Source organism: Streptomyces griseochromogenes (assembly GCF_001542625.1).
GTDB lineage: Bacteria > Actinomycetota > Actinomycetes > Streptomycetales > Streptomycetaceae > Streptomyces > Streptomyces griseochromogenes.
On record NZ_CP016279.1, the window covers coordinates 1,948,655 to 1,967,070 of the forward strand.

General features: G+C 71.2%; 14 protein-coding genes. 10 read left to right on the forward strand and 4 right to left on the reverse strand.

Annotated elements, in window-relative coordinates:
- Positions 1-269 precede the first annotated feature (269 nt).
- From AVL59_RS09015 to AVL59_RS09025, 4 genes are all read left to right on the forward strand, one after another.
- Positions 270-473, forward strand: coding sequence for a hypothetical protein (locus AVL59_RS09015; protein WP_023546484.1), 204 nt, complete (start codon positions 270-272; stop codon positions 471-473).
- Between the two features lie 245 nt (positions 474-718).
- Positions 719-2,023, forward strand: a complete 1,305-nt coding sequence (locus AVL59_RS56270) for an AAA family ATPase (RefSeq protein WP_418361201.1) — start codon at positions 719-721, stop codon at positions 2,021-2,023.
- Between the two features lie 263 nt (positions 2,024-2,286).
- Positions 2,287-4,797: an AAA family ATPase gene (locus tag AVL59_RS56275; protein ID WP_418361214.1), complete on the forward strand. Its 2,511-nt coding sequence runs from the start codon at positions 2,287-2,289 to the stop codon at positions 4,795-4,797.
- 201 nt (positions 4,798-4,998) lie between these two features.
- Entirely contained in the window at positions 4,999-6,417 is a 1,419-nt protein-coding gene (locus AVL59_RS09025) for a sugar porter family MFS transporter (protein ID WP_067301303.1), read from the forward strand.
- 164 nt (positions 6,418-6,581) lie between these two features.
- On the opposite strand, the gene AVL59_RS09030 is transcribed toward AVL59_RS09025, so the two are convergent.
- Together AVL59_RS09030 and AVL59_RS09035 are read right to left on the reverse strand one after the other, a co-directional pair.
- Entirely contained in the window at positions 6,582-6,959 is a 378-nt protein-coding gene (locus AVL59_RS09030) for a hypothetical protein (RefSeq protein WP_067301306.1), read from the reverse strand.
- Positions 6,960-7,012: 53 nt separating this feature from the next.
- A complete protein-coding gene (locus tag AVL59_RS09035) occupies positions 7,013-7,984 on the reverse strand; it encodes an LLM class flavin-dependent oxidoreductase (RefSeq protein ID WP_067301308.1) in 972 nt (323 codons plus the stop codon).
- Between the two features lie 92 nt (positions 7,985-8,076).
- Here AVL59_RS09035 and AVL59_RS09040 point away from each other — a divergent pair, with 92 nt between their 5' ends.
- On the forward strand, positions 8,077-8,277 hold the full coding sequence (locus AVL59_RS09040; RefSeq protein ID WP_067301310.1) for a hypothetical protein: 201 nt from the start codon (positions 8,077-8,079) through the stop codon (positions 8,275-8,277).
- Between the two features lie 6 nt (positions 8,278-8,283).
- On the opposite strand, the gene AVL59_RS09045 is transcribed toward AVL59_RS09040, so the two are convergent.
- Positions 8,284-9,738 (reverse strand): cytosine permease, encoded by a 1,455-nt coding sequence (locus tag AVL59_RS09045; protein ID WP_067301312.1) that lies wholly within the window; start codon positions 9,736-9,738, stop codon positions 8,284-8,286.
- A gap of 173 nt (positions 9,739-9,911) precedes the next feature.
- Here AVL59_RS09045 and ftsY point away from each other — a divergent pair, with 173 nt between their 5' ends.
- Positions 9,912-11,123: a signal recognition particle-docking protein FtsY gene (gene ftsY, locus AVL59_RS09050; RefSeq protein ID WP_067301315.1), complete on the forward strand. Its 1,212-nt coding sequence runs from the start codon at positions 9,912-9,914 to the stop codon at positions 11,121-11,123.
- Positions 11,124-11,219: 96 nt separating this feature from the next.
- Here ftsY and AVL59_RS09055 read toward each other — a convergent pair whose 3' ends face one another.
- Positions 11,220-11,882: a bifunctional DNA primase/polymerase gene (locus AVL59_RS09055; RefSeq protein ID WP_067301318.1), complete on the reverse strand. Its 663-nt coding sequence runs from the start codon at positions 11,880-11,882 to the stop codon at positions 11,220-11,222.
- Positions 11,883-12,371: 489 nt separating this feature from the next.
- On the opposite strand from AVL59_RS09055, the gene nsdA reads away from it, so the two are divergent.
- From nsdA to AVL59_RS09075, 4 genes are all read left to right on the forward strand, one after another.
- Positions 12,372-13,850 (forward strand): transcriptional repressor NsdA, encoded by a 1,479-nt coding sequence (nsdA, locus tag AVL59_RS09060; RefSeq protein WP_067301320.1) that lies wholly within the window; start codon positions 12,372-12,374, stop codon positions 13,848-13,850.
- Between the two features lie 333 nt (positions 13,851-14,183).
- On the forward strand, positions 14,184-15,527 hold the full coding sequence (locus tag AVL59_RS09065) for an ammonium transporter (RefSeq protein ID WP_067301323.1): 1,344 nt from the start codon (positions 14,184-14,186) through the stop codon (positions 15,525-15,527).
- Entirely contained in the window at positions 15,524-15,862 is a 339-nt protein-coding gene (locus AVL59_RS09070) for a P-II family nitrogen regulator (RefSeq protein WP_030990174.1), read from the forward strand. Before AVL59_RS09065 ends, AVL59_RS09070 begins: the two co-directional genes overlap by 4 nt.
- Positions 15,863-15,889: 27 nt before the next feature.
- Positions 15,890-18,391, forward strand: a complete 2,502-nt coding sequence (locus tag AVL59_RS09075) for a [protein-PII] uridylyltransferase (protein ID WP_067301325.1) — start codon at positions 15,890-15,892, stop codon at positions 18,389-18,391.
- The last annotated feature ends 25 nt before the right edge of the window (positions 18,392-18,416 follow it).

The window sequence follows — 18,416 nt, forward strand, 5'->3', positions numbered from 1 at the left end:
GTACAGCTGATCGCCACGCCCTGAGGGCCCCGCAGGAGAGGCAGCGCCGCCAGTTCCCAGGCCGCGCGCCCAGGGTTTGCCCGTCAATACAGGGCGTGATCGTGTTGACCGTCAAACTTTTTGGTGAGACGCTGAAAGCCCCGCGCACCTTAGCTGTTTGGCATGTAGGAACGGCAGAGCAACCCTCGAGTGTGCCAAGCACCGCGGGTGCGAATCCCTCACGACCCACACCGCATCGGTCGGTCACTCAGTGTGGAGGACCATCCATCATGGCAAAGGCGCTTCTCGGTTACGTCGGCGGCTCCGACCCTCGACTCCTCGCCGAGATGCGACGGCTGCAGCAGCGTGTCCAGGACCTGGAGTCCGAGCTCGTACGGATCCAGGCGGAAAATGACGCGCTGACGGCTGCCGCCTCTCAGGACAGGATCATGGAGAGCATCGACGCACACCAGGCGGAGCCTGCGCTCACCTGATCGCTGCATCGCTCCACGACAGCACTCGCAGCGGTTGGGCTGCCCGTATCAACCGCACAGTTGTCAGACAAACTGAAACCCAGTTGCCAGAGTTGCAAGGGACGCTTCGGCGTCCCTTCTTTCTTTCCCCCGCGCATCCTTTCACCGTCTTTAACGTCTGGTGTGCCCTGCATGTTCAATGGCGAAACCGTGGGGTGGCGAGTGTTCGTGGAGTGAGATAGCGGCGCCGGGTAGAGTCCAGCGGCGTGCACCTCAAGGCCCTGACCCTGCGCGGGTTCAAGTCGTTCGCCTCGGCGACCACGCTCCGGTTCGAACCGGGGATCACGTGTGTCGTCGGCCCGAACGGCTCGGGCAAGTCCAATGTCGTGGACGCGCTGAGCTGGGTCATGGGCGAGCAGGGTGCCAAGTCGCTGCGCGGCGGCAAGATGGAGGACGTCATCTTCGCCGGCACCACCGGCCGCCCGCCGCTGGGCCGCGCCGAGGTGTCCCTGACCATCGACAACTCCGACGGGGCGCTGCCCATCGAGTACGCCGAGGTCACCATCACGCGGATCATGTTCCGCAACGGCGGCAGCGAATACCAGATCAATGGCGACACCTGCCGCCTCCTGGACATCCAGGAACTCCTCTCCGACTCCGGTATCGGCCGCGAGATGCACGTCATCGTCGGTCAGGGCCAGCTCGACTCCGTCCTGCACGCGGACCCGATGGGCCGCCGCGCCTTCATCGAAGAGGCCGCCGGCGTCCTCAAGCACCGCAAGCGCAAGGAGAAGGCGCTCAGGAAACTGGACGCGATGCAGGCCAACCTCGCGCGCGTGCAGGACCTCACCGACGAACTGCGCCGTCAGCTCAAGCCGCTCGGCCGGCAGGCGGCGGTCGCGCGCCGGGCCGCCGTCATCCAGGCGGACCTCCGCGACGCCCGCCTGAGGCTGCTCGCCGACGACCTCGTACGACTGCGCGAGGCGCTCAAGTCCGAGATCGCCGACGAGGCGGCCCTGAAGGAGCGCAAGGAATCGGCCGAGCAGGAGCTGAAGAAGGCGCTCCAGCGGGAGGCCCTGCTGGAGGACGAGGTACGGCAGCTCACACCGCGCCTGCAGCTCGCCCAGCAGACCTGGTACGAGCTGTCCCAGCTGGCCGAACGGGTGCGCGGCACCATCTCGCTGGCCGACGCCCGGGTCAAGAGCGCCACCTCCGTACCCCCGAGGAGCGGCGCGGCCGGGACCCCGAGGACCTGGAGCGCGAGGCCGCCCGCATCCGTGAGCAGGAGGCCGAGCTGGAGGCCGCTCTGGAAGCGGCCCAACGCGCCCTCGACGACACCGTCGCCCACCGCGCAGAGCTGGAGCGGGAGCTGGCGGTCGAGGAACGCCGCCTCAAGGACGTCGCCCGCGCCATCGCCGACCGCCGCGAAGGGCTGGCCCGGCTCTCCGGCCAGGTCAACGCGGCCCGCTCGCGCGCCGCGTCCGCGCAGGCCGAGATCGACCGGCTGGCCGCCGCCCGCGACGAGGCCCAGGAGCGCGCGGCCTCGGCCCAGGAGGAGTACGAGGCCCTGAAGGCCGAGGTCGACGGCCTCGACGCCGAGGACGTGGACCTCGCCGAACAGCACGAGGCGGCCAAGCGGCGGCTCGCGGAGGCGGAGGCCGCGCTGGGCGCAGCCCGCGAGGCGGTCACCGCGGCCGAACGCAGGCGCGCCGCGACCCAGGCCCGCCACGAGGCGCTGGCGCTGGGCCTTCGCCGCAAGGACGGCACCGGCATACTGCTGGGCGCCCGGGACCGCCTCGCCGGAGTCCTGGGCCCGGCGGCGGAACTGCTGACGGTGACCTCGGGCCACGAGGTCGCGCTCGCCGCCGCCTTCGGCGCGGCGGCCGACGCGATCGCCGTGACGACCCCGGCATCGGCGGCAGAAGCGATCCGCCTCCTGCGCAAACAGGACGGCGGACGCGCGGCACTGCTGCTGGCGGGCCCGCCGGACGAGCCACGGCTGCCCGGTTCCCCCGCGGGAGCCATGGGCGGCCCCGGCGCACCGGAATGCGGTCGTGTCGCTGGGGCTTCGGGTACTGGTGGGCCGGGGGAGCTGCGGGCCGTTGATGCGGCGGGTGGTTTCGGCGGGTCGGGGGCGCCGGGTGCCGGTGCGCCGGAGGCCGGTCGTGTCGCTGGGGCTTCGGGTACTGGTGGGCCGGGGGAGCTGCGGGCCGTTGATGCGGCGGGTGGTTTCGGCGGGTCGGGGGCGCCGGGTGCTGGTGCGCCGGAGGCCGGTCGTGTCGCTGGGGCTTCGGGTATTGGTGGGCCGGGGGAGCTGCGGGCCGTCGATGTCCCGGGCGGTTACGGCGGCATCGGAGCGCCGGGCGACAGAGGTGGAGCGTCGGCCGGCATGGGTGGCCATGGCGACGGGCGGGCCGACGGGGCAACGCTGCCCGAGCCGGTCCCGACGGATGCCGAGGCCGGGCACGGTGGCGGTGCCGCGGCGGGGCACGGTGGCGGTGCCGTCTCCGGTGCCGCAGGCCCGGACGGGTCCCGCCCCGCCGGCCCGGCTTTCGCAGCCGACCTGGTCAGCGGCCCCGCCGAACTCATGCCCGCCGTGCGGCGGCTGCTGCGCGGGATCGCCGTCGTGGGCACGCTCGAAGACGCCGAGGATCTCGTCTACGCCCACCCCGACCTCACCGCTGTCACCGCCGAAGGCGACCTGCTCGGTGCGCACTTCGCGCACGGCGGGTCGGCCGGGGCACCCAGCCTGCTGGAGGTGCAGGCCTCCGTGGACGAGGCCGCGGCGGAGCTCGAGGAGCTGGCCGTGCGCTGCGAGGAGCTGACCGAGACGCAGCGGGTTGCGGCCGAGCGGCGCGTCGAGGCCGCCGCGTTCGTGGAGGAGCTGGGCGAGCGGCGTCGCGCCGCCGACCGGGAGAAGTCGGCCGTGGCCCAGCAGCTCGGCCGCCTCGCCGGGCAGGCGCGGGGGGCCGCCGGGGAGGCCGAGCGGTCGGCCGCGGCGGCCGCGCGTGCGCAGGAAGCGCTGGAGAGGGCCGCGCAGGAGGCCGAGGAGCTGGCCGAGCGGCTGATGGTGGCAGAGGAGATGCCGGTCGAGGAGGAGCCGGACACCTCCGTGCGGGACCGGCTCGCCGCCGACGGCGCCAACGCCCGGCAGACCGAGATGGAGGCCCGCCTTCAGGTCCGTACCCATGAGGAGCGGGTCAAGGGGCTCGCCGGACGGGCCGATTCGCTGGACCGGGCCGCCCGCGCGGAACGCGAGGCACGCGCGCGTGCCGAGCAGCGGCGGGCCCGGCTGCGGCACGAGGCCGCCGTCGCGGAGGCCGTCGCGGCCGGCGCCCGGCAGCTGCTCGCCCACGTCGAGGTGTCCCTCGGCCGTGCCGAACGGGAGCGGACCGCCGCCGAGGCGGCCAAGGCCGTACGCGAGCAGGAGCTGACCGCTGCGCGGAACGCGGGACGCGAACTCAAGTCCGAGCTGGACAAATTGACGGACTCGGTGCACCGGGGCGAGGTGCTCGGCGCCGAGAAGCGGCTGCGGATCGAGCAGCTGGAGACCAAGGCGCTGGAAGAGCTGGGCGTGGAACCGGCCGGGCTCGTGTCCGAGTACGGCCCGCACCAGCTCGTGCCGCCCTCCCTGCCCGCCGAGGGCGAGGTGCTGCCGGAGGACCCGGAGGATCCGCGCAATCAGCCCCGGCCGTTCGTCCGCGCCGAGCAGGAGAAGCGGCTCAAGGCGGCCGAGCGCGCGTATCAGCAGCTGGGCAAGGTCAACCCGCTGGCGCTGGAGGAGTTCGCGGCCCTGGAGGAACGCCACAAGTTCCTCAGCGAGCAGCTCGAAGACCTGAAGAAGACCCGCGCCGACCTCCTCCAAGTGGTGAAGGAGGTGGACGAGCGGGTCGAGCAGGTGTTCACCGAGGCGTACCGGGACACGGCCCGCGAGTTCGAGGGCGTCTTCAGCCGGCTCTTCCCGGGCGGCGAGGGACGGCTGATCCTGACCGATCCCGACAACATGCTCACCACGGGCGTCGAGGTCGAGGCCCGCCCGCCGGGCAAGAAGGTCAAGCGGCTCTCCCTGCTCTCGGGCGGCGAGCGGTCGCTGACCGCCGTCGCGCTGCTGGTGTCGATCTTCAAGGCACGGCCGAGCCCGTTCTACGTCATGGACGAGGTCGAGGCCGCCCTCGACGACACCAACCTCCAGCGGCTGATCCGGATCATGCAGGAACTGCAGGAGGCCTCGCAGCTGATCGTGATCACGCACCAGAAGCGCACGATGGAGGTCGCCGACGCGCTGTACGGCGTCTCCATGCAGGGCGATGGTGTGTCGAAGGTCATCTCCCAGCGGCTGCGCTAGCACCGACTTCAAGATCAACTGACTCTGTGTTCATTTCTTGAACGCAGAGCCCTCGGGCGTATCTAAAAACTCACAGCCGTTGAAGTATTGACTTCGAAACTTGAAGGCATAGTCTCTGCAACGTTGCTTTTACCTTCAGGTCTCACCCGTAAGGGCTGACCCCCCACTCCGGCAGCGTTGCCGGGGGCCCGAGGAGTACACGTGACCAGCACAGCGCAGGCACCCAAGACAGGAGCCGGGACGGCTCAGCCCGAACATCTCGGGCACGTCATCTTCATCGCGGCGGCGGCCGCGATGGGCGGTTTCCTCTTCGGCTACGACAGCTCCGTCATCAACGGCGCCGTCGAGGCCATCCGGGACCGCTACGACATCGGTTCCGCGGCGCTGGCGCAGGTCATCGCCATCGCTCTGATCGGCTGCGCCATCGGCGCCGCGACCGCCGGCCGCATAGCCGACCGTATCGGCCGCATCCGGGTCATGCAGATAGCCGCCGTGCTGTTCACGGTCAGCGCCGTCGGCTCGGCGCTCCCCTTCTCGCTCTGGGACTTCGCCCTCTGGCGCGTGGTCGGCGGCTTCGGCATCGGCATGGCCTCCGTCATCGGCCCCGCCTACATCGCGGAGGTCGCCCCGCCCGCCTACCGCGGCCGCCTCGGCTCCTTCCAGCAGGCCGCGATCGTCATCGGCATCGCCATCTCACAGCTGGTCAACTGGGGCCTGCTGAACGCCGCCGACGGCGACCAGCGCGGCAAGCTGATGGGCCTGGAGGCCTGGCAGGTCATGCTCGGCGTCATGGTCGTCCCGGCCGTCCTGTACGGACTGCTCTCCTTCGCCATCCCCGAGTCGCCGCGCTTCCTGATCTCCGTCGGCAAGCGTGACCGTGCCCGCGAGATCCTCGCCGAGGTCGAGGGCCAGGGCGGTGACCTGGACGCCCGTGTCGCCGAGATCGAGCACGCGATGAAGAGCGAGCACAAGTCCACCTTCAAGGACCTGCTCGGCGGCGGCTTCTTCTTCAAGCCGATCGTCTGGATCGGTATCGGCCTGTCGGTCTTCCAGCAGTTCGTCGGCATCAACGTCGCGTTCTACTACTCCTCGACGCTGTGGCAGTCGGTCGGTGTCGACCCGACGGACTCGTTCTTCTACTCCTTCACGACGTCGATCATCAACATCGTCGGCACCGTGATCGCGATGATCTTCGTGGACCGCGTCGGCCGCAAGCCGCTCGCGCTCATCGGCTCGGTCGGCATGGCCCTCGGCCTCGCCCTTGAGGCCTGGGCGTTCTCCTCCCACCTGGTGGACGGCAAGCTGCCCGCCGCCCAGGGCTGGGTCGCCCTGATCGCCGCCCATGTGTTCGTCCTCTTCTTCGCCCTGTCCTGGGGCGTGGTCGTCTGGGTCATGCTCGGCGAGATGTTCCCGAACAAGATCCGCGCCGCCGCCCTGGGCGTGGCCGCCGCCGCGCAGTGGATCGCCAACTGGGCCATCACCGCGAGCTTCCCGTCGCTGGCCGACTGGAACCTGGCCGGCACCTATGTGATCTACGCGGTCTTCGCCGCGCTCTCCATCCCGTTCGTCCTGAAGTTCGTCAAGGAGACGAAGGGCAAGGCGCTGGAGGAGATGGGCTGAGGCCCCGCAGTCCCGAGGAGACGGGCCCAGACCCCGCTGCCCTTCTCCTCGCACCGTCCGCCGCCCCTGCTCGGCCACTGTCCGAGCAGGGGCGGCGGCCTTGTCCCACCAGCCCCGTCCCACCAGCTCCGTCCCGCCGGGCCGCGTCCCGCCAGGCCCCGTCCTCACCAGATGAGGACGCCACCGCCGATCGCCAGGGCCTTGTGGGCGCTCTCCTCGATGATCCGCAAGCGGGTGTCGATCTGATGCCGATGCTCCTCCACCGTCCGCGGCCGGTCGGTGCCGTGCGCGACCGCGTCGAGACGGGTGCGCAGCAGGGCGACCTCGCGCAGCAACTCCGGCACGTCCACGGCCTCCACGTAGAGATCGTCCTCGGCCAGCAGGGGCAGGAGCCGGGCGCCGAGCCCGCGCACGAACTCGTGTCCCCACACCGTCGTGCGCCACGACTCGAAGCCGCCGGACCGGTACACGTCGTCGGGCACGTCGAGTATCCGGATCTTTCCGTCCGGCTCTCGGACGAACACCTCCACCAACAGACTCATGACGGCAGTCGATCACCGCCGGTCCCGACCGGACCACCGGTTATCGCCGCGGCTCAGCCCCTCAGCGCCGGAATCACCCGCTCCGCGAACAGCCCGAGGCTCCGCCATCCCTCCTCCACCGGCATCCCGCCCGCCAGGGGATGCAGGACGAGACTGTCCAGACCCTGCGTCACGCACTGCTCCGGCGTGAGGATCCGGTACACGCCCTCCGCGCGCAGCTCGTCCACCGTCGTGGCCGTCGACTTCACGGCCGAGCGGATCTGCTCCGACTGCCAGGAGGCATAGGTCCGCGCCTCGTGCAGAAAGTGCTCGCCGTACTCGGCCCATGCCCGGTCCGGGTCCTCGGCGATGTGCAGCAGCGGAGTCTCGGCGGCGGGCATCATCGTCCAGCCCTCGGTGCCGTACTCCGTCAGCTTCTCCTTGTAGTACGCCTCCAGCTCCGGCAGATGCGCGCTCGGGAAGAACGGCAGGCCGAGGCGGGCGGCCCGGCGGGCGGCGGCCTTCGAGGAACCGCCGACCAGGAGCAGGGGGTGCGGATCGGTGTACGGGCGCGGGGTGAGCCGTACCGCACGGCCGCGGTAGGTGAACTCCTCGCCGGTCCACGCCTTCAGCAGGGTCTCCAGCAGCTCGTCCTGGAGCCGGCCCCGCCGTTTCCAGTCGACGTCGAACAGGGCGTACTCCTCGGGCCGGTAGCCGATCCCGGCCACCGTCACCAGCCGCCCGCCGCTGAGTAGATCCAGCACCGCGATCTCTTCGGCAAGCCGCAGCGGGTCGTGCAGCGGGCCGATCACCGCCGACACCGTCACGGCGATGTTCCGGGTCGCCCCGAACACCGCTCCCGCGAAGGCGAAGGGCGAGGGCAGCCAGTTGTTGTCGGCGCCGTGGTGCTCCTCGGTCTGCACGGTGGTGATCCCGCGCCCGTCCGCGTACGCGGTCATCTCCAGGGCCGCCCGGTAGCGGGCGGCGAGCTCGGCGGGGCCGGCGCCGGGTGCGACGAGGTTGAAGCGTACGACCGTGACGGGCATGGGAAGTCCCCCTCCGGTGCGATGCGGTGGAGGGGGATGGTAGCTGACATGGCGTCAGATGGCCATGGCGGGGCGGGAGGTAGGCTCGCGGGATGACCGAAGCCGTACCCACGGATCCGCGGGCGGAGGCCGGGCGGGGCCGGGTCGACCTGTGGCTCGATCCGGACGATCTGCGGTGGCTCGCCCGCCACTGCTGCTGCCCGGACGATGCCGACCAGGAGACCCGGGACCGCTGCTCCCGCCTTCGCTTTCGCGCGAGCGCGGCCCTGCACAAGAGCGGCCTCTCCGGCTGAGCCGCCCTACGCGTCGACGGTCGCGCGCTCCTCGGCCCGCTTGTCGGCCGGGTCGGCCGGGCGGGCGACCGCCGGCTTCGGCAGCGCCAGGTACAGCAGACCGGAGATCACGATCGTGGCGACCCAGCCGAGGCCGTACTCGCCGATGACGTTGTTCTTCGCCAGCGGGCCGGTGAACCAGTCCGAGGTGGTGAACATCAGGCCCCCCACCAGGCCGACCGCCCAGGCGGCCACCGCGGCGGGGGAGAAGCCGCCCTTGTACCAGTAGGCGCTGGCGCGGGTCGTGTCGGCCATGGCCCGGCCGTCGTACTCGGTGCGGCGCAGCATGTCCGCGCCGAAGACGCCGACCCAGGCGGAGAAGGCCACCGCGAGCAGCGACAGGAAGGCGATGAACGAGCCTATGAAGCTCGTCGCCACCAGCATCAGCACGCCGCCGAAGACCAGCGAGATCACGGCGTTCACCGACACCGCCCAGTGCCGCGGCACCTTGAAGCCGAGGGTCTGCGCGGTGAAGCCCGCCGAGTACATCGACATCGAGTTGATCAGCAGCATGCCGATCAGCGCGATCAGCAGGTACGGCACCGCGATCCAGGTCGGCAGGATCTCGCCGAGGAAGGACACCGGGTCCGTGGCCGAGGCCAGGTCCGGCGTGGACACCGCCATCACCGCGCCCATCAGGACCATGGGCAGCACCACGACACCGGCACCGCCCACCGCCGTGCCCACGATCGCCTTCGAGGAGGCCGTGCGCGGCAGATAGCGCGTGAAGTCCGGCGCGGACGGGATCCAGCTGACACCGCCCGCCGCGATCATGCCGATACCGGTGATCACCGCGGCCGTGGACCCCGCGCCGTGGTCCATGACCTTCGACCAGTCGGTGTTGACGGCCAGGTAGACCAGGACCAGGACCGAGAAGACGCCGAACAGGTAGGTGGCGTACTTGTTGCACTTCTGCACGGCGTTGATGCCGAGCCCGGAGATCGCGAAGGTGGCGACGACGAAGACCAGCAGCGTCACCATGTCCAGCACGCTGTTCGCCTTGATGCCGAGCACCATGTCCAGGATGGTGAGCATCGCGTAGGCGCCGGTGACCGCGTTGATCGTCTCCCAGCCCCAGCGGGCGACCCAGATCAGCGAACCGGGCAGCAGATTGCCGCGCTGCCCGAAGACCGCGCGCGACAGCGCCATGCCGGGCGCTCCGCCGCGCTTGCCCGCGATGCCGATCAGACCGACGAGGCCGTACGACACGACGGGCGCGGTCACCGCGACGACGAGCGCCTGCCAGATGTTCAGGTGGTAGGCCACGACCAGGCTCGCGCCCATGGTGAGCAGCAGCACGCTGATGTTGGCGCCGACCCAGGTGGGGAACAGCTCGCGGGTTCTCGCTGTGCGCTCCTGGTCGGGTACCTGCTCGATGCCGCGGGTTTCGAGAGCGCCTTCGGTCTCGGCTGTCTTGCTCATGAAAGAGGGGTGCCTCGGGAGATGGGGGACAGGGGACGTCCGGACTCTACGCGCGTTGACGGAGCCGGTGCCATCGTACTTTGATCCGAGTCATACCGTGTGATGGCCTTTGTCCCTCGGAGGAAGCCACAATCAGGCTTCCGTCGGAACGCATGGCCGATACTGGTCGGGTTATGGAAACCGTCATCCTTGCTGTAGTCATCGCCGTAGTCGTGCTCGCGGCGCTCGGCGGGCTCGTCGTCGGCAGCCGGCGCCGGAAGCCGCTGCCCCCGCCGCCGCCCACGACGCCCGACATCACCGCGCCCCCGGCCGAGCCGCACGTCGGCGACGAGGCCGAGACGCCGCGCGACGAACCGCGCCGGACGATCGAGGAGGTGGATCTCCCCGGCGGCTCGGCACCCGTCGCCGTGGAGGAGCCCCCCGCCGTTCCGGCCGTCGAGGCTCCCGAGATCGAGATCCCGGAGCCCACCGCAGGCCGCCTGATCCGCCTGCGCGCCCGCCTGTCCCGCTCGCAGAACGCCCTCGGCAAGGGCCTGCTCACGCTGCTCTCCCGCGAGCACCTCGATGAGGACACCTGGGAGGAGATCGAGGACACACTGCTCACCGCCGACGTCGGTGTGCAGCCCACCCAGGAGCTGGTCGAGCGGCTGCGCGAGCGCGTCAAGGTGCTCGGCACCCGCACCCCCGGGGAGCTGCGCGATCTGCTGCGCGAAGAGCTGCTCAAGCTGGTCGGCACCGACGTCGACCGCGCGGTGAAGACCGAGCCCGAGGACCGCAGGCCCGGCATCGTGATGGTCGTCGGCGTCAACGGCACCGGCAAGACCACCACCACCGGCAAGCTCGGCCGTGTCCTGGTCGCCGACGGCCGTACCGTCGTCCTCGGCGCCGCCGACACCTTCCGGGCCGCCGCGGCCGACCAGCTGCAGACCTGGGGCGAGCGGGTCGGTGCCTACACCGTGCGCGGGCCCGAGGGCGGCGACCCCGCCTCCGTCGCGTTCGACGCGGTCAAGGAGGGCAAGGAGATGGGGGTCGACGTCGTCCTCATCGACACCGCGGGGCGTCTGCACACCAAGACCGGCCTCATGGACGAGCTGGGCAAGGTCAAGCGCGTGGTCGAGAAGCACGCGCCGCTGGACGAGGTGCTGCTCGTCCTGGACGCCACCACCGGCCAGAACGGGCTGGTGCAGGCCCGGGTGTTCGCCGAGGTCGTGGACATCACCGGCATCGTGCTGACCAAGCTCGACGGCACGGCGAAGGGCGGCATCGTGGTCGCGGTCCAGCGCGAACTCGGTGTCCCGGTCAAGCTGATCGGCCTCGGCGAAGGCGCGGACGACCTGGCGCCGTTCGAGCCGGAGGCGTTCGTGGATGCCCTTATCGGTGACTGATCGCCGAGGGGTGGTGAACCCGCCCCCTTCGAAGAAGCGTCCGCCTCCAGGTGCAGCTGGAGACGGGCGCTTCGCCTTTCGCGGCCTACGGCGCGGTCACGCCCGTGCCCGCGACCGGTGCGCCACGTACGCCAGCGTGCCCAGCAGCAGCCGGGCCGCCGGAGGGGTCGTCGCCGAGTCCAGGGCCGGTGGACGCAGCCAGCGCACCGGGCCGAGACCGCCCCGGTCGGAGGGAGGGGCGGTGATGTGACTGCCCGGGCCGAGACCGCGCAGGTCCAGGGCGGACGGGTCGTCCCAGCCCATGCGGTAGAGCAGCCGGGGGAGATCGGCGGCGGCGCCGGGAGCGACGAAGAAGTGGGCGCGGCCGTCAGGGGTCGCGGCGACCGGACCGAGCGGCAGCCCCATGCGCTCCAGGCGGACCAGGGCGCGGCGCCCGGCGGGCTCGGCGACCTCGATGACGTCGAACGCACGGCCGACGGGCAGCATCACAGAGGCCCCGGGAAACTCGGACCAGGCCTTGATCACGTCGTCGAGCGTGGCCCCGGCGGGCACCTGGGGCGCGAAATCGAGCGGGTGCGCCCCCGGCGCCGGACACTCCGCGTGACCGCAGGAGCAGGCGCCCGCCGCGGCCCGGGCGCCCGGCACCGCGTCCCAGCCCCACAGTCCGGTGAACTCGGCGACGGCGGTGCACTCCGACGAACGGCCGCGCCGACGTGTGCCGGAGCGGATCTCGCGAATGCCGCCGATCGTGAAGCCCATGCCCCCTCCAACGGGTCCAGCGCGCCGGTGGTTACGACACGGAGTGAGACGGAAACGGAAAGTGACGCTACGGCTCCGACTTCCCGCGCGGCGGTGAGGCCAATGCGGCGCCTTGCGGCATCACGGGTGGTGCACCGGATTCCGCGCGCCCTGGCGCGCATCACTCCGCCCACTTCCGGCTGTCCTCTGTCAAGTGAATCGCGTGGGCGCCGCCATGAGTTCATTCGAAGGGGTGGCGAATGGTGGCGTTTCCGGGGTCGCCATGGCTGCACCGGTGATCGTAGGATTACTGTGAGTGTGCGAGGCCTGAAGGCACATGCACCCGTGGGTATGCCGGAGGCAAGTCGTCAACTCGTTCGAACGGTGAGAACCGGGGGACGAGAGGCCGTATTTACCGGCATTCTGATAGGGCTGGCGCGTGACGGTCTCCCTCCGGGGCGACCGAGGATCGCAACGGCGACAAGTGGTCTCAGGGATGGGGGCGTTCCAGTGGGCGGCAACGGCGGAAGCGCGACGAACGCTGACAAGCGCCCCAACGAGCTGCTCGGCTCGTGGTTCGTGCGCAGCGGCTGGTCCAAGGGCGAGCTGGCCCGCCAAGTGAACCGCCGGGCACGCCAGTTGGGTGCCAACCACATCTCCACGGACACCTCGCGGGTGCGCCGCTGGCTGGACGGGGAGAACCCGCGCGAGCCGATCCCGCGGATCCTCTCCGAGCTCTTCTCCGAGCGCTTCGGCTGTGTCGTCTCCATCGAGGACCTCGGCCTGCGCGCCGCGCGCCAGTCACCCTCCGCGTCCGGCGTCGACCTGCCCTGGACGGGCCCGCAGACGGTGGCCCTGCTCAGCGAGTTCTCGCGCAGCGACCTGATGCTGGCGCGGCGCGGCTTCCTCGGAACCTCGCTGGCCCTGTCGGCGGGCCCGTCCCTCATCGAGCCCATGCAGCGCTGGCTCGTGCCGACCCCCTCCTCGCCGGCCCTGGCCGAGCCCGAGCCGGTCCTGGAGTCACGCAGGCCCGGCCGCCTGTCCAAGCCGGAGCTGGACCTGCTGGAGTCCACCACGCAGATGTTCCGCCAGTGGGACGCCCAGTGCGGCGGCGGCCTGCGCCGCAAGGCGGTCGTCGGCCAGCTGCACGAGGTCACCGACCTCCTCCAGGAACCCCAGCCCGAGGTCACCACCCGCAAGCTGTTCAAGGTCGCAGCCGAGCTCGCCGAACTCGCGGGCTGGATGTCGTACGACATCGGGCTCCAGGCCACCGCGCAGAAGTACTTCGTGCTCGCCCTGCACGCGGCCAAGGAGGCCGGTGACAAGCCGCTCGGCTCGTACGTCCTCTCCAGCATGAGCCGCCAGATGATCCATCTCGGCCGCCCCGACGACGCACTGGAGCTGATCCACCTCGCGCAGTACGGCAGCCGCGACTGCGCGAGCCCGCGCACCCAGGCCATGCTGTATGCGATGGAGGCCCGCGCCTACGCCAACATGGGCCAGCCCGGCCGGTGCAAGCGGGCGGTGCGCATGGCCGAGGACACCTTCGCCGAGGCCGACGAGTGGGACGAGCCGGACCCCGATTGGATCCGCTTCTTCTCCGAGGCCGAGCTGTACGGAGAGAACTCCCACTCCTTCCGCGACCTCGCCTACGTCGCCGGACGCAGCCCCACCTACGCCTCCCTGGCCGAGCCGCTGATGCTGCGGGCGGTGGACCTGTTCGCCAAGGACCGCGAGCACCAGCGGTCGTATGCGCTGAACCTGATCGGCATGGCCACCGTGCACCTCCTCCAGCGCGAGCCCGAGCAGAGCACGTCGTACGCCTCGAAGGCCATGGGCATCGCCAAGAAGGTCCGCTCCGAGCGTGTGAACACTCGTATCCGAAAGACGGTCGACACGGCCGCGCGCGACTTCGGCGACCTCAACGCCGTCGTCGACCTCACCGACCAGCTCGCCGCCGACCTGCCGGAGACCGCCGAGGCCGTCTGACCGCCGCAGGACACGTATGCCCCGGCCGCGGCCGGTCCTCCCGTACTGCCCGACTCGGCTCCCCCATGCCAGGTCATCGAGAGGCCCGCCGCGGCCGGCCTTTTTTCCTGCCCGAGATGGTTGCGCCACGATAACGATCGACGCGCCGGACATCCGGCAGTTCACGGACGCGTAACACGCCAGGCGCCTTCGTCACCCCGGCGAAACAACGAGGGGCTTCCACCGAAACCGCGCTGCGCCACTCTCATGGCGCATAACCGGCCCACCCCTCACTTGACCGGACCGCTCAGGCACCGCCCGCACGGGGCCGTACCAACCGACGAGGAGACGCCGATGGCTCCAGCCATCACGCTTGCCGCGGAGGCACCGAAGTTGTCCTCCGCGAACACAGGCTTCATGCTCATCTGTTCCGCCCTGGTGCTGCTCATGACCCCGGGCCTGGCCTTCTTCTACGGAGGCATGGTCCGCGTCAAGAGCACGCTGAACATGCTGATGATGAGCTTCATCAGCATGGGCATCGTCACCATCCTGTGGGTGCTCTACGGCTTCTCCCTCGCCTTCGGTGAGCACAACAGCCTGATCGGCTGGAACTCCGACTGGTTCGGTCTCAGCCACATCGGGCTGACGGAGCTCTGGCCCGGATACTCCATCCCGGTCTTCGTCTTCATGGTCTTCCAGATGATGTTCGCCATCATCACGCCGGCCCTGATAAGCGGTGCCCTTGCGGACCGCGTCAAGTTCTCGGCGTGGTCGCTCTTCATCGCCCTGTGGGTCACCATCGTCTACGTCCCGGTCGCCCACTGGGTCTGGGGCGCCGACGGCTGGGCCTACAAGCTCGGCGTGATCGACTTCGCCGGCGGTACGGCGGTCCACATCAACGCGGGTGCCGCCGCGCTCGGCGTGATCCTGGTCATCGGCAAGCGCGTCGGCTTCAAGAAGGACCCGATGCGGCCGCACAGCCTCCCGTGGGTCATGCTCGGCGCGGGTCTGCTGTGGTTCGGCTGGTTCGGCTTCAATGCCGGCTCGTGGCTCGGCAACGACGACGGCGTCGGCGCGCTGATGTTCGTCAACACGCAGGTCGCCACCGCCGCCGCCATGCTGGCCTGGCTCGCCTACGAGAAGATCCGGCACGGCGCGTTCACCACGCTGGGCGCCGCCTCCGGCGCGGTCGCCGGCCTGGTCGCGATCACCCCGTCCGGCGGCGCGGTCTCCCCGCTCGGTGCGATCGCCGTCGGCGCGATCGCCGGTGTCGCCTGTGCCGCGGCCGTCGGCCTGAAGTTCAAGTTCGGCTACGACGACTCGCTCGACGTCGTCGGCGTCCACATGGTCGGCGGCATCATCGGCTCCCTGCTCATCGGCTTCTTCGCCACCGGCAAGGGCCAGTCCGCCGCGACGGGCGTCTTCTACGGCGACCACACCTTCACCCAGCTCTGGAAGCAGTGCGCCGGTGTCGGCGCGGTCCTCGCCTACTCCCTGATCGTCTCCGCGGTCCTCGCCTTCCTGCTCGACAAGACCATCGGGATGCGGGTCACCGAGGACGAGGAGATCTCCGGAATCGACCAGGCCGAGCACGCCGAGAGCGCCTACGACTTCAGCGGCACCGGTGGCGGTGTCATCGGCTCCGCCGCCCACGCCTCCGCCCTGGCCGCCACGCAGACCAAGAAGGTGGACGCATGAAGCTCATCACCGCCGTCGTCAAGCCGCACCGGCTCGACGAGATCAAGGAAGCCCTGCAGGCCTTCGGCGTGCACGGCCTGACGGTCACCGAGGCAAGCGGCTACGGTCGTCAGCGGGGTCACACCGAGGTCTACCGCGGTGCCGAGTACACCGTGGACCTGGTCCCCAAGATCCGTATCGAGGTGCTGGCCGAGGACGACGACGCCGAGCAGCTGATCGAGGTCATCGTCAAGGCGGCCCGCACGGGCAAGATCGGTGACGGCAAGGTCTGGTCCCTGCCGGTCGAGACGGCCGTACGGGTGCGCACCGGCGAGCGCGGCCCGGACGCGCTCTGACACGACGTGAACGACAGGAGTCGCTGGGTGACGGGTACGGACGTGCGGAAAGAAGCGGATGACTCGGGACCCAGCGGCTACGCGGCGGCCCGGCTGCGCCTCCTCACCGAGGGGGCGCGGTCCGGGCCGCCGCGCCGTGCGGCACTGGCCGAGCTGACCGACGACTGGCTCTCGGGCCTCTTCACGGCGGCGGCCGAGGGGCTGGAAGGAAGGGGCGGAGCGCAGCGACCTCCGCAGAAGGGCGGTGGTGGGCGACTGGAGGGCGTCAGTCTCGTCGCCGTCGGCGGCTACGGCCGCGGCGAGCTCTCCCCGCGCAGCGACCTCGACCTCCTGCTGCTGCACGACGGCGGCGACGCGAGCGCGGTCGCCGCCCTGGCGGACCGCCTCTGGTACCCGGTCTGGGACCTCGGCCTCGCCCTCGACCACTCCGTGCGCACCCCGGCGGAGGCCCGCAAGACGGCCGGCGAGGATCTGAAGGTCCACCTCGGCCTCCTGGACGCCCGCCACCTCGCCGGCGACCTCGGGCTGACCTCCGGACTGCGTACGGCCGTCCTGGCCGACTGGCGCAACCAGGCGCCCAAGCGCCTGCCCGAACTCCAGGAACTCTGCGCCGAGCGCGCCGGACGCCAGGGCGAGCTGCGCTACCTCCTGGAACCCGACCTCAAGGAGGCCCGCGGCGGCCTGAGGGACGCGACCGCGCTGCGTGCCGTGGCCGCCTCCTGGCTGGCCGACGCCCCGCGCGAGGGCCTCGCGGACGCGCGCCGGAGCCTGCTCGACGTCCGCGACGCCCTGCACCTGGCCACCGGCCGCGCCACCGACCGGCTCGCCCTGCAGGAGCAGGACCAGGTGGCGGCCGAGCTGGGCCTGCTGGACGCCGACACCCTGCTGCGGCAGGTGTACGAAGCGGCGCGTGTCATCTCGTACGCCAGTGATGTCACCTGGCGCGAGGTGGGGCGCGTGCTGCGCTCGCGCGCCGTCCGCCCGCGTCTGCGCGCCATGCTGGGCGGCGGCAAGCAGGTCGCCGAGCGGTCCCCGCTGGCCGAGGGCGTGGTGGAGCAGGACGGCGAGGTGGTGCTCGCCCGCGCCGCGCGCCCCGAACGCGACCCCGTGCTCCCGCTGCGGGCCGCGGCCGCCGCCGCACAGGCCGGCCTCCCGCTCTCCCTGCACGCCGTACGGCGCATGGCCGCCACCGCACGCCCCCTGCCCACGCCCTGGCCGGCCGAGGCACGCGAGCAACTGGTGACCCTGCTCGGCTCGGGCCGCCCCACCGTCGACGTCTGGGAGGCGCTGGAGGCGGAAGGCCTGATCAGCCGCCTCCTGCCGGACTGGGAACGGGTCCGCTGCCGCCCGCAGCGCAATGCCGTCCACCTCTGGACCGTCGACCGGCACCTGATCGAGACGGCGGTCCGCGCCTCCGAGCTGACCCGCAGCGTCAGCCGCCCCGACCTCCTTCTGGTCTCCGCCCTGCTGCACGACATCGGCAAGGGCTGGCCCGGCGACCACTCCGTGGCCGGCGAGATCATCGCCAAGGACGTGGCCGCACGGATCGGCTTCGATGGCACGGACGCGGCGGTGCTGGCCACGCTCGTCCGCCACCACCTGCTGCTCATCGAGACGGCCACGCGCCGCGACCTGGAGGATCCGGCTACGGTCCGCTCGGTCGCCGAGGCCGTCGGCTCACAGAGCACGCTGGAGCTGCTGCACGCCCTCACCGAGGCGGACGCGCTGGCCACCGGCCCGGCCGCCTGGTCCTCCTGGCGCGGCTCCCTCGTCGCGGACCTGGTACGGCGCGTCGGCGCCGTTCTCGCCGGAGACGTCCCCGACGAACCCGAGCCCGGTGCCCCGACGGCCGAGCAGGAGCGCCTTGCCATCGAGGCATTCCGCACCGGCAGCCCGGTCCTCGCCCTGCGCGCGCAGAGGGAGCCGGTGCCGGAGGAGGAGAGCGCCGGCGGGCCCGAGCCGCTCGGTGTCGAGCTGCTCATCGCGGTTCCGGACCAGCCCGCCGTGCTGCCCGCGGTCGCGGGGGTCCTCGCCGTGCACCGTCTGACCGTCCGCACGGCGGAGCTGCGGGCCCTGAACCTGCCCGACGTCGACGACGGCTCGGTGCTGCTGCTCAACTGGCGGGTCGCCGCCGAGTACGGCTCACTGCCCCAGGCGACCCGGCTGCGCGCCGACCTGGTCCGCGCCCTGGACGGCTCCCTGGACATCGCGAGCCGCCTCGCCGAACGCGACGCCGCCTACCCCCGCCGCCGCGGCTGGGCGGCCCCGCCGCCCCGCGTGACCGTGGCCCCGGCCGCCTCCCACCACGCCACGGTGATCGAGGTCAGAACACAGGACGCCCCCGGCCTGCTGCACCGCATCGGTACGGCCCTGGAGAAGGCGGGAGTACGGGTGCGGAGCATGCACGTCAGCACCCTGGGCGCCAACGCCGTCGACGCCTTCTACGTCACCACCGGCGCGGGCGCACCCCTGCCGGCCGACGACGCGGCATCACTGGCCCGAGTACTGGAGGAGACCCTGCGGGGATGACCCTGCCCCGGTCAGTTCACCGCCG